Source organism: Mesorhizobium sp. (assembly GCF_041661565.1).
In the GTDB taxonomy this organism is placed as follows: Bacteria; Pseudomonadota; Alphaproteobacteria; order Rhizobiales; family Rhizobiaceae; genus Mesorhizobium.
Window position 1 is genome coordinate 1 of the sequence record NZ_JBAZUD010000149.1, and the last position, 11,542, is coordinate 11,542.

Annotated in this window: 11 protein-coding genes, 1 pseudogene and 1 riboswitch; of the genes and pseudogenes, 3 read left to right on the forward strand and 9 right to left on the reverse strand. The window is 62.6% G+C overall.

What is annotated here, in order from left to right; genetic code table 11:
- Both WC739_RS21240 and WC739_RS21245 read right to left on the reverse strand, forming a co-directional pair.
- Positions 1 to 627: pseudogene (locus WC739_RS21240) on the reverse strand (glycine cleavage system aminomethyltransferase T); the annotation flags it as partial.
- A gap of 149 nt (positions 628 to 776) precedes the next feature.
- Positions 777 to 863, reverse strand: a riboswitch (glycine riboswitch).
- Positions 864 to 1,013: 150 nt separating this feature from the next.
- Complete coding sequence (locus tag WC739_RS21245) at positions 1,014 to 2,168, reverse strand: helix-turn-helix transcriptional regulator (protein ID WP_372954969.1); 1,155 nt, start codon at positions 2,166 to 2,168, stop codon at positions 1,014 to 1,016.
- Between the two features lie 249 nt (positions 2,169 to 2,417).
- Here WC739_RS21245 and WC739_RS21250 point away from each other — a divergent pair, with 249 nt between their 5' ends.
- Positions 2,418 to 2,843 (forward strand): hypothetical protein, encoded by a 426-nt coding sequence (locus tag WC739_RS21250; RefSeq protein WP_372954970.1) that lies wholly within the window; start codon positions 2,418 to 2,420, stop codon positions 2,841 to 2,843.
- Positions 2,844 to 2,987: 144 nt separating this feature from the next.
- Here the strand turns inward: WC739_RS21250 and WC739_RS21255 are convergent, their stop codons facing one another.
- The 7 genes from WC739_RS21255 to WC739_RS21285 form a co-directional block, all read right to left on the reverse strand.
- Positions 2,988 to 3,779 (reverse strand): molybdopterin-binding protein, encoded by a 792-nt coding sequence (locus tag WC739_RS21255; RefSeq protein WP_372954971.1) that lies wholly within the window; start codon positions 3,777 to 3,779, stop codon positions 2,988 to 2,990.
- A gap of 1 nt (position 3,780) precedes the next feature.
- Positions 3,781 to 4,665 (reverse strand): cytochrome b/b6 domain-containing protein, encoded by an 885-nt coding sequence (locus WC739_RS21260; RefSeq protein ID WP_372954972.1) that lies wholly within the window; start codon positions 4,663 to 4,665, stop codon positions 3,781 to 3,783.
- Between the two features lie 97 nt (positions 4,666 to 4,762).
- The gene (locus WC739_RS21265) at positions 4,763 to 5,440 is read right to left on the reverse strand and encodes a DUF1345 domain-containing protein (protein ID WP_372954973.1); all 678 of its coding nucleotides are present in this window, start codon (positions 5,438 to 5,440) and stop codon (positions 4,763 to 4,765) included.
- A 9-nt stretch (positions 5,441 to 5,449) separates the two neighbouring features.
- Positions 5,450 to 5,917, reverse strand: coding sequence for a YaiI/YqxD family protein (locus WC739_RS21270; protein WP_372954974.1), 468 nt, complete (start codon positions 5,915 to 5,917; stop codon positions 5,450 to 5,452).
- A 62-nt stretch (positions 5,918 to 5,979) separates the two neighbouring features.
- On the reverse strand, positions 5,980 to 6,549 hold the full coding sequence (gene gfa / locus WC739_RS21275) for an S-(hydroxymethyl)glutathione synthase (RefSeq protein WP_372954975.1): 570 nt from the start codon (positions 6,547 to 6,549) through the stop codon (positions 5,980 to 5,982).
- A gap of 28 nt (positions 6,550 to 6,577) precedes the next feature.
- Positions 6,578 to 6,829, reverse strand: coding sequence for a hypothetical protein (locus tag WC739_RS21280; protein WP_372954976.1), 252 nt, complete (start codon positions 6,827 to 6,829; stop codon positions 6,578 to 6,580).
- Positions 6,826 to 7,953, reverse strand: coding sequence for an S-(hydroxymethyl)glutathione dehydrogenase/class III alcohol dehydrogenase (locus tag WC739_RS21285; RefSeq protein ID WP_372954977.1), 1,128 nt, complete (start codon positions 7,951 to 7,953; stop codon positions 6,826 to 6,828). Before WC739_RS21285 ends, WC739_RS21280 begins: the two co-directional genes overlap by 4 nt.
- 219 nt (positions 7,954 to 8,172) lie before the next feature.
- Between WC739_RS21285 and WC739_RS21290 the strand changes: the two genes are divergently transcribed.
- Positions 8,173 to 10,185: an acetyl-CoA carboxylase biotin carboxylase subunit gene (locus WC739_RS21290; protein ID WP_372954978.1), complete on the forward strand. Its 2,013-nt coding sequence runs from the start codon at positions 8,173 to 8,175 to the stop codon at positions 10,183 to 10,185.
- Positions 10,186 to 10,291: 106 nt separating this feature from the next.
- Positions 10,292 to 11,542: PHP domain-containing protein (locus WC739_RS21295; RefSeq protein WP_372954979.1), on the forward strand; the 1,251-nt coding region annotated here is incomplete at its 3' end.

The window sequence follows — 11,542 nt, forward strand, 5'->3', positions numbered from 1 at the left end:
CAGCTTGGCGACAAGGGCGCGCGCGTCGGCCTCCGGCAGGCCGATCTCGAAACCGTCTTCGCCGGTATAGCCCGACCGGCTCATGAACCAATCTTTCCGGGGCTCGATGCCGTGCATGAACAGCAGCGATCCGGTCTCGATTCCCGCGCGGCCGAGAACAGCCCAGGCTTCGGGCCCCTGGATTGCCAGGAAGACGCGTTCGAGCGGCTCCACCACGACATCGAAAGCGCTGGCCAGCGTGCGCAGATGCTTTTCGTCGGCAACGGCGTTGCCGGCATTGGCGACGACCATGAAGCTGGTATCGCCGAGCCTGGTGACGATCAGGTCGTCCATGATGCCGGCTTCCTCATTGAGGAAGAAAGTCAGTTTGGACTGCGCGGTTTCGAGCGCTCCGGCGTCCAGGGGGCAGGCGCGGTTGAGCAGTGCAGCCGCTTGTGGTCCGCTGACCTTGAACAGTTTCATATGCGAGATGTCGAACAGGCCGGCATGTTCTCGGGCATGAAGATGTTCCTTCATGACCCCGGCGGGGTAGGTCAGCGGCATCGACCAGCCGGCAAAGGCGCCGAAGCGCGCGCCGGCGGCCACGTGAATATCTTCGAGGGGAAGGTGCTTGGTGTCGCCCGTCATGTCGTCTCCAGAGTCGCACGCAATCGGCCGCTGATGGCGACCAGTCCGTGCCCCTCTGTCTGAAGCCTGAGAGACTCGCGCAGCCGGAACTCTGTCAGCGGCGCTTACACCTTCGGCGCGGGGGCAAGCCCCGACTTTCCAGAGTGTCTTTCCCGTCTACGGTTCTTTTGCCTGAGAGATTTCGGGCGATTTCCCCTTCGGCGACAGCTCTCGCTGCTCTCTCCCGCAAACAGGTAGGACTCAAAACCTCAAGCCCTCGACGCGCCATCCATAGCCCCTCGGCGACACCTTGTCACCTCCCAGCGACATTTAAAGCGGTCGCGCTGAGAGGGGTTCTGCGATGTGGCTCTTCCCCTGGCTTTGATGCATGTCGGCATAATGGAGCATCATCCACTAGCACCATCGTCACGATGGTCGATGAGATCGCGCAGCGCTGTGCTGACCAGCCTGACCAGTTCAGACTGTCGCCCCACGCCTGTGCGGGCGTATGCCGCCTTCAGGTGATAGCGCACCGTATTCATCGAGATGCCGGTGCGGTCGGCATAGGCTTGCAGGTCCTCGTTGGCGGCGATGGCGGCCACCAGTTGCGCGGTGCCGTTCGGCAAGCCGAAGAGAGCACTGATTGTCAGCGCATCCGACCGGGCCTGGAGCAGCGGATCGTGGACCACGAACATGACGCCGCGCGGCCGCGATCGTGTGGCGTCGACGCCATGATCGAGCAAGAACGGGGCTACCATGATGGCGTAGGGCGGCCTGCCGGCGGCACGCGCCGCCCGCAGGATGCCGCCCGCGCCGCCGGAGCGGACGTCGCTCTCGAGTTCGGCCAACCTGGTGTTGGCCTCGCGGTTCAGGGCAAGGAGGCGGCCGCCGCGGCCGATCGACAGGCCATCATTGGCGTTGGCCATTGCGCGGGCCGCCGCATTGACGAACAGGCTGCGTCCATCCTCGTCGAGCGCCACGACCCCGGCTGCCAGACGGTCGCACATTTCGGACATCGCGCCTGCCGCGCCCTCGAGTTCAAGAAAGGCGCGCCGAAGCTGCAGCGCTCGCGCAAGATGGGGCATGAGCGCTTCGAGCCGGGTGATATCGTCGTCGTCGAAGGGTTTGCGGTCACGTGGCCGCTGCAGGCCGACCATGGCGAAACGTCCCTTTGTCGACGCGAGCGTGCCACCAAGGCATTCTTCCAGCCCCAGGGGCCGGAAGAACTCGTTGAAGAAGACACCGGGCCTGCGGGTCTCCTCCGGAAGCAGGCGATAGGTCGGGATGGCGGTGCCGGGCGGCACGGCCATGAATGCCCTTGGCGCCGGGTCCAGCGTGGCGAAATCCCGCTGGTAGCGTTCCAGGACCTCGCCCTTGAAAAGGCCGACGGAAGCCTGTGCCGACACTTCCGGGCGCGCCGCGTCGAAGTCGACCAGAACGGCGGTCGCGACATCGAACAGGCCGCCGAGAAGATTGAGCGAGGCATCGAATTCCGCCCTGTCCCGCACCCCAAGATAAAGGGCGTCGAGAAACCGCGCCTCGCGTTTCTGCACCAAGGTCAAGCCCGCCCCCGGCTTCCGGCAGCGGCGAGCCCCCATTATCGGCGCACGCGGCATGCCCGAAATAGAAATTCTGTTTGAAAACCCCGGAGCCATGGTCCCCGACTGGAGCCCGGTTGTCAAACGGTGACCGGAGGTTGGGTGGATGCCCAGGGGCAATCAAAAGGTCGGGTGCCTACCTGTTTGGGTAGGGCTGCTCATCCGTGAAACTGCTTTCCTGTCGGACGGGACGTCACACAGGGAGAACGACACATGACTGCTTTTCGTAAGATGCTTGCCCTCGCATTCGCCGCCGGCCTCGGCTCGACAACGCTGGCCTTGTCCGGCGGGATGACGGCGGAGAAACAAGCCGAAGCGCGCACAAAGGTCGAAACCGCTGTAGCGCTTGCCAACATAGCCAAGGCCAACAAGGACGGCGAGGCGATGCTCGTCGCCGCCAGGCTGCTGGCCCAATCCGGACCGGTGGCCGAGCAGGGCGCCAAGATGAAGGACGGCAAGCCGACACTCATGGACGCCGGCAAGATGGCCAAGGCGGCCAAGGAGATGGGCGCCGATGCCAAGAAGGCCGATGCCGTCGCCAGCATGGCCACGTCCAATGAAACGGCGCGCAGCGATGGCTACTGGTACTACAGCTGCGATTCTTACAACAATTGTCAGTGGATTTACGCCGGCTATTGAGCGGGGCCGGGGGGCTCAATCTCTTGTTTAGGCGTTGGATTCTTCAGAAACGCGCTCCGCGCTTTTCGGTCCGGCGCCCAGGCCAGGCGTAACAGATCGGCCCGTGGCCTCCCACGGGCCGATCGTCTTTTCGCAGAGTGGCCTTCAGATTCCGCCATACCAGTCGTAGCCATTGTCTTCCCAATAGCCGCCGCGGCCACCGCCGACATCGGCGAAGCCATCGACCAGTTCGATCTTGCGGATGTATTTCGGCATCTTGTAGCCGAGCTGACGTTCGACGCGGACGCGCAGCGGGGCGCCGTTCTCGACCGGCAGCGGCTTGCCATTCAGCCCGTAGGCAAGGATCGTCTGCGGGTGACGGGCATCGATCAGGTCGATCGTGCCATAGTATTTGACGTCGCCCGAGAGGCTGCGGTCGATCGTGTCGAGGCAATGGAACATGACATAACGCGCTGTCGGCTTCACCACCGCCTGGTCCAAGACCAGCGACAGCGGCGTGCCGGTCCATTTGGCGATGCAGCTCCAGCCTTCGACGCAGTCATGCCGGGTGATCTGGGTGCGGCTCGGCATGTTCATCAACTGCTCGCGGCTCAGCGACAGCGGCTTTTCGACAAGGCCTGAGACTTCGAGCCGCCAGTCGGCGAAATTGTTTGCAAGCAGCGCCTTGTAGTCATCGTCGTCTGGCGAGGTAACGCCGTTCGGCCGCTGTGGCTGGCGGATGTCGGCCTCGGTGAATTCGGGCGCCAGTTTGTCGCGTCCGGCAAGGAAGCGTTGCGCACGGTATGTCAGGCCATTGGCATTCTCGAGGAAACTTCGCAGGCCGCTGCCGATGCTCAACTGGCTGTCGAACGCATCGCAACCCGAAAGCATGATGCCGGAACCGCCGATGCCGGCCGCGGTCAGGAATTTCCGGCGATTGATCTGAAATTTCGCCATGTCAGGCACTCCTCTCGAGCGTCTTGTCGTCATCCTTAGCGGGAGGATCGGTGCGGTACCAGCCGGTGATGATCGAGCGCAGTTCGTTGATCGGGCCAGCGGCCAGGATCATCAGGATATGGACGAGAAAGAATGCGACCAGCAGCAGCATGACGGTGAAATGGATGGTGCGCGCCGTCTGCCGGCCGCCGAGCAGATCGTTGAGGAACGGCAGCACCGAATTCATGCTCGGCGACATGGCCAGGCCGGTGATGATCATCAGCGGCAGAAGTATGAACAGCACGCCGCCATAGGCCATCTTCTGCAGCGTATTGTATTCGCGTGTGTGATGGAATTTGAGCCTGGCGTGGTCGACGATGTCCTGTGGCAGCCGCTTGAGATCGTCGAGGCGAGGCGCGAGATCCCGCCGCAGATGGCCATTGATCAGGCTGGCAACCAGCCAGACGACCAAGGTGGTGGTCAGAATCCAGGCAAAGAAGAAATGAATGACGCGGGCGGTGCCGAGGTCATAGTAGGAGGGGATGGTCGCCCATGACGGGAAACCGCGCGCCGTCTCGTTACCGGCCGGGCCAGACCAGCCGAGCACACCCGTAGTGTCGAAGCGATGCCCGAAGATCTGGGTGTAACCGCGCGGACCGGCACTCGTGTTTTCGGCGCCGATCTCAAGGATGGTGTTGTTGTAGCCGAAGCCCGACTGCTTGCCGATGTAGAGCTGTGGACGGGCGTTGAAGATCTGCAGGCCTGACAGCAGCATGAAGAACAGCGAGATGGCCCACAGCCAGTGCGTGAGCCGCGTCCAGGCCGACTGACGGTAGATCAGATTGCGGCCATTGGGGGCGAAGGCCCCTGTCTCGGCCGCGGCTTGGCTTCTGGCAACCGATTCCATTGCTGTCTTTCTCCCGGCCTCGGGGCATGGCCCGCGCGCTCATTGTCCTCCTGATACGTCGCGATCCAAACCGATGTTTCATCCGATCACGGATTTATTACGGGCTGCCGAGGCTGACGGCGAGATTGACCGCGGCCGCCACGATGACCGTGTTGAAGAAGAAAGACAGGATTGAATGGACAAGCACGACACAGCGCATATGCGTCGTCGAGATGTTGGTGTCGGCGGTCTGCGCGGTCATGCCGATGACCGCGGAAAAGTAAAGGAAATCCCAGCCTTCGGGCCGTTTGTCACCGGGGAACAGCAGGCCGCCGACCGGAGCTTTCTTCTTTGTCTCGGTGTCGACCGTGTCGCCGTCCATCCAGTAGACATGGGCATAATGCAAGGCCGCCATGGCGTGGATGGTGAACCAGCCCAGCGGAATCGACAACAGGGAGAAACCGAGTCCGATCGGGTCGGCACTGTCCTTCTGGTTGATCAGCAGAAACAGCGAAACGACCGCAACGCTGACGACGACAAGCGTGACCGCGAAGATGACCAAGACCGGCTGGTCGGCGGCGCGTGCATTCTTGCTGAGGTAGGCGCCGGTCAATTTCGGCATCTGGGCGATGACAAGGATGTCGTAGACGGCAAAGAACGCGTTGGCGCCGATGGGATAGGCCAGCGAAGCATGCAGCAGCAGCGAAACGACAAACGCCGCAACGCCGAAGCAGGCCGACACAACGAACAGCATGTGACGCTGTATGGGTTTCTTCATTGGAGTTTCGGAAGCCATGGTTCGGTTCTAGCCCGGTGTGGCGGATTTGAGCGCCCGCCGCAAGATGCGGTCGAGTTCGCCGAGAAACCGTGAACGGTCCTGCGGCGCGAAGCTGGCATTGTAGCCTTTGCTTTCGCCGGTCTCGCGCAAATGCTGCTTCAAATCGCGCATCGCCACCGCCATGCCGATCGTCTCCGGCGTGAACGGACGGCCCGTTGGTCCAAGCACATGCGCGCCGAGCGCCACCGAACGGGCGGCAAGCGGAATGTCGGCGGTGATCACGATATCGTTGGATTTGGCGTTCTCGACGATCCAGTCGTCGGCGGCGTCGGCGCCCTTGGAGACGACGACATTGCGGATCATCGGGTCACGCGACGGCCGCAGGCCGCCATTGGAGACATAGGTGACGACGACGCTGTGGCGCTCGACGACCTTTTCGACCTCCGCCTTGACCGGGCAGGCATCGGCGTCGACGTAGATTTCAGGTGCTGGCATTGTCTCTCCGAACGGGCAGGGGCCGGACGCGTGTCCGGCCCCTGCTGGAAATCTGGTGGCAGTCAAGCCGGCAGGGCGCCGGACTTCTTTGCCGTCCAGGTGGCGACATAGTCCATCAGGCCAGGGCTGAGGCAGTCATAGGGCTCGAGCCCGATGCCCTTGAGCTGCGCCCGGATACCATCCATGCGCTTGGGGTCGACACCCGATTCGATAATCGATGACACGAAGGCGGCAAAGCCCGGAGGCGACCATCCGTCCTCCTCGAACCGCTCGGGATGGATGAAGGACAGGCCCTTGAAGGCGTGGTCGCGCTCGACCGGCCCGTGCATGTGGACGCCGCAGCCGGTGCAGGCATGACGCTGGATCAGGGCCGAGGGATCGACCACCTTGAGCTTGTCGCCGTTCTCGGTGACGGTGACATCGCTGGTCCCGGCCACGGCAACGACCGAGAATACAGCACCTTCCCGCTTCCAGCATTTCGTGCAGCCGCAGGCATGGTTGTGGGCGATCTGGCCCTTGACCTTCACCTTCACCGGCTGGCTGGTGCACGCGCAGACCAGAGTGCCGCCGGCAAAGCTGGCGCTCTCCTTGGGCAGGCCATTGTCGATTTTCGGATGCAGTTTTTCAGGCATTTCATTCCTCCCTGTTTTGTCATCTCGACTATGTCTCGATGACCACCTCATTTTCCATGAAATGCACCATCAGCAGACGGCGCACTTCGGTCAGGCTCCTCCTTAGAAACGCGCCGTGTACGAGGTAAGCGATCTCACCTTGCGCCCGATCGATCTCCTCCAGATTGATCGTGACGCGCTTTTCTTCGCGAAAGCTACGCCAAAGATCCTCGCCAAAGTTCCGTATTCGATGGATCGTCGACTTCTCAGGGTCGACGAAACGAATTCGAACTTCCTTCAATAGACAACCACGCTCCGGATCGACTTGCCCTCGTGCATGAGGTCGAAGCCCTTGTTGATGTCGTCGAGCTTCAGCGTATGGGTGATCATCGGGTCGATCTGGATCTTGCCGTCCATGTACCAGTCGACGATTTTCGGAACGTCGGTGCGGCCGCGCGCGCCGCCAAACGCGGTGCCCATCCAGGTGCGACCGGTAACCAGCTGGAACGGACGCGTCGAAATCTCCTGGCCGGCACCCGCGACGCCGATGACAACCGACTTGCCCCAGCCGCGATGCGAGGCTTCCAGCGCCTGCCGCATCACCTTTGTGTTGCCGGTGCAGTCGAACGTGTAGTCGGCGCCGCCGATCTGGTCGGCGCCGCGTTTGGTCATGTTGACGAGGTGTGGAACGACATCGCCGTCGATCTCCTTCGGATTGACGAAATGCGTCATGCCGAAGCGCTCGCCCCATTCCTTCTTGTCGTTGTTGACGTCAACGCCGATGATCATGTCGGCGCCGGCAAGCTTCAGGCCCTGGATGACGTTGAGGCCGATGCCGCCGAGGCCGAAGACGACCGCCGTGGCGCCGATCTCGACCTTGGCCGTGTTGATGACCGCGCCGATGCCGGTCGTCACACCGCAGCCGATATAGCAGATCTTGTCGAACGGGGCGGCCGGATTGACCTTGGCCACCGCGATCTCGGGCAAAACGGTGAAGTTCGAGAAGGTCGAGCAGCCCATGTAGTGGAAGATCTTGTCCTTGCCGATCGAGAAGCGCGACGAGCCATCGGGCATCAACCCCTGGCCCTGCGTGGCGCGGATGGCGGTGCAGAGATTGGTTTTCCGGGACAGGCAGGACGGGCACTGCCGGCATTCCGGCGTATAGAGCGGGATGACGTGGTCACCCTTCTTGACCGAGGTGACACCCTTGCCGACATCGACGACAATGCCCGCGCCCTCATGTCCGAGGATGGCCGGAAACAGGCCTTCCGGATCGGCTCCCGACAGGGTGAACTCGTCGGTGTGGCAGATGCCGGTCGCCTTGATCTCGACCAGCACCTCGCCATCACGCGGACCGTCGAGGTCGACCTCCATGATCTCGAGCGGTTTCCCGGCGGCGACGGCGACAGCGGCGCGTGTTTTCATCGGACAATTCCTCCAAATGCGATTTTTCCGCACGCTTTCAGGTTTTGCATTCCCGATCAACTGCTAGGTGGTTCCAGACGTGGGCCACCGAGGAAAATTCCATTCCCCGATCGGCAGGTTTCCATAACAAATCGATTGAATGACCTTGGGGAATCTCGCCGGCTTGACCGCGCCGGCACAGGCCATAAAAGGAACGGCCGACCCGAGGATGACATCCGCATGTTCACCAAGATTCTGATCGCCAATCGCGGCGAGATCGCCTGCCGCGTCATCAAGACGGCGCGCAAGATGGGGATTGCCACGGTCGCGGTCTATTCCGACGCCGATCGCGACGCCGTACATGTCGAGATGGCCGACGAGGCGGTGCATATCGGGCCTTCGCCCGCCGCGCAAAGCTATCTCGTGCCTGAAAGGATCATCGCCGCCTGCAAGACGACAGGCGCGCAGGCCGTGCATCCCGGCTACGGTTTCCTGTCGGAGCGGGCAGCCTTCTGCGAAGCGCTGGAAGCCGAGGGCATCGTCTTCATCGGTCCCAAACCAAAGGCCATCAAGGCCATGGGCGACAAGATCGAATCGAAGAAATTCGCCAATGCCGCCAAGGTGTCGACCGTGCCGGGCTGGCCCGGCGTGATCGAGAATGCCGACCATGCCGAAAAGATCGCCGGCGAGATCGGCTATCCCGTGATGATCAAGGCATCCGCCGGCGGCGGCGGCAAGGGCATGCGCATCGCCTGGAGCCAATCCGAAGTGCGCGACGGTTTCGACCGGGCCCGGTCGGAGGCCAAGAGTTCATTCGGCGATGACCGCTTGTTTATCGAGAAGTTCGTCGTCGATCCGCGCCATATCGAGATCCAGGTGCTGGCCGACTCTCATGGCAACGCGCTTTACCTCGGCGAGCGCGAATGCTCGATCCAGCGCCGCAACCAGAAAGTCGCGGAAGAGGCGCCATCGCCTTTTCTCGATGCCGACACCAGGAAGGCCATGGGCGAACAGTCCGTGGCGCTGGCCAGGGCCGTCGACTACCAGAGTGCCGGCACGGTCGAGTTCATCGTCGACAAGGACAAAAACTTCTATTTCCTTGAAATGAATACACGATTGCAGGTCGAGCATCCGGTGACGGAACTCGTGACCGGCATCGATCTGGTCGAGCAGATGATCCGCGTCGCCGCCGGCGAGGCACTGGACCTGAAGCAGAGCGACATCACGTTGAACGGCTGGGCGATCGAAAGCCGGCTCTATGCCGAGGATCCGTACCGCAATTTCCTGCCGTCGATCGGCCGGCTGACACGCTACCGGCCACCCGAGGAAGGACAATTTGGCGACGTCGTCATCCGCAACGACACCGGCGTCACCGAAGGCTCGGAGATTTCGATGTTCTACGATCCGATGCTCGCCAAGCTGTGCACCTGGGCCCCGACCAGGCTTCAGGCCATCGACGCGATGTCGGAGGCGCTCGACAGTTTCGTCGTCGACGGCATCGAGCACAACATTCCGTTCCTCGCCGCCCTGATGCAGCATCCGCGCTGGCGGGAAGGACGGATATCGACCAGCTTCATCGCCGAGGAATATCCGGACGGCTTCGCGCCGATCGTGCCGGACGCCGAGGAAAAGGCCGTCCTGGTGTCGATCGCGACCGCCGTGGAATTGTTGCGACGCGACCGGCTCGACCGGCTGGGTGGGCGCCTGGCGCCGCACTCCGGCGCCCTGAAACGCGATTGGGTGGTGAAGATCGGCGATGACTATGTGTCGGCGTCCATTGTCGAAGGCATGATTTCCATTCCGATGGAAATCGATCTGTCGATCGAGGGCGGCAAGGCGCTGACCGTTTCCTCCGATTGGCGGCCGGGCGACCTGATCTGGCAGGGGACGGTTGGCGGACGGGGGGTCGTAGCTCAGATCAGGCCGGTCGCCAACGGCCTTCGCATTGCTTGGAAAGGCATGTCGGTCACGGCGCGCACGATGCTGCCGCGCACCGCCGAGCTTGAACGGCTGATGCCGGAAAAGATCGCGCCGGACACCTCGAACCTGCTGCTCTGCCCGATGCCCGGCCTGGTCGTGTCGATCGCCGTCGCCGAGGGCCAGGAAGTCAAGGCAGGCGAGACGCTGGCCGTGGTCGAGGCGATGAAAATGGAAAACGTGCTGCGCGCCGAGCGCGACCTTGTCGTGTCGAAGCTCAACGCGAAGCCGGGCGACAGCCTGGCCGTGGACGCGGTGATCATGGAATTCGCCTGAGCGGATCGGAAGCCTGTGGTTGGCGGTCGTTTGTGCTGGACTGGCATCATCCGGTCCCGGACAATACATCTCCATCGACTCAAAGCCTTTTGCAGCGCGAGAAACCATGGCGGACGACAGACTTCCACGCGATCCCCTGAAGCGCGAAGCAGCGCTCGCGGCGGCTCGTCCGGAGACGCCGGCAAGGCCGTTTGTTCATCTGCGCGTGCATTCGGCCTATTCGCTGCTCGAGGGCGCCCTTCAGATCGGCAAGATCGTGGGCCATGCCGTCAAGGATGAAGCTCCGGCGATCGCCGTCACCGACACCAACAATCTGTTCGGGGCGCTGGAATTCGCGCAGAAGGCGGTGAAGGAGGGCATCCAGCCGATCATCGGCTGCCAGACAGCGCTCGCCTTCAGCGGCGAGAACAGCGACGGCCAGCGCGATCGCAGGCGGCAAGGCCCGGAGATGCGGCCGGTCGTCCTGCTCGCCGCGACCGAGGCCGGCTATGCCAATCTGGTCAGGCTGGTCAGCCGCGTCTACCTTGAAACGCCGCCCGGCGAGGCCGTTCACCTGACCACCGACATGATGCGAGGCTATTGCGACGGGCTGATCTGCCTCAGCGGCGGACCGCGCGGCCCGATAGGCTTTGCCTTGAAGGAGGATCGCCGCGACCTCGCCGAGGCACGGCTGCTGACCCTCAAGACGATGTTCGGCGACCGGCTCTATGTCGAACTCGACCGCGTTTCGGGTTATGACCGGGTTATCGAGAAATCCTCGATAGATCTGGCCTATAGCCATGAACTGCCGCTGGTCGCCACCAACGAAGCATTCTTCTCGGCGCGTGACGATTATGACGCGCATGACGCGCTGATCGCCATCGCCGAAGGCTCGGTCGTCGCCGCCGACAATCGCCGCCGGCTCACGCCGGATAATTTCCTGCGCAGCCAGGCCGACATGGCCAGATTGTTCGCCGACCTGCCGGAAGCGATCGACAACACCGTCGAGATCGCGTTGCGCTGTTCCTATTATCCGAAGACCCGCAATCCGATCCTGCCGCGCTTCACCGGCGGCGATGTCGCCGACAATGATGCCGCCGTGCAGGCGGAAGCCGACGAATTGGCCAGGCAGGCGCATGAGGGGCTCGACGCGAGGCTGGCGGCGCATGGGCCGACAGCCGGCTATACGGTCGAGCAGTACCGCGAGCGGTTGAATTTCGAGCTCGGCATCATCACCAAGATGAAGTTTCCCGGCTATTTCCTGATCGTCGCCGACTTCATCAAATGGGCCAAGGCGCAAGGCATTCCGGTCGGGCCCGGCCGCGGCTCGGGCGCGGGCTCGCTGGTCGCCTATTCGACGACCATCACCGACATCGAT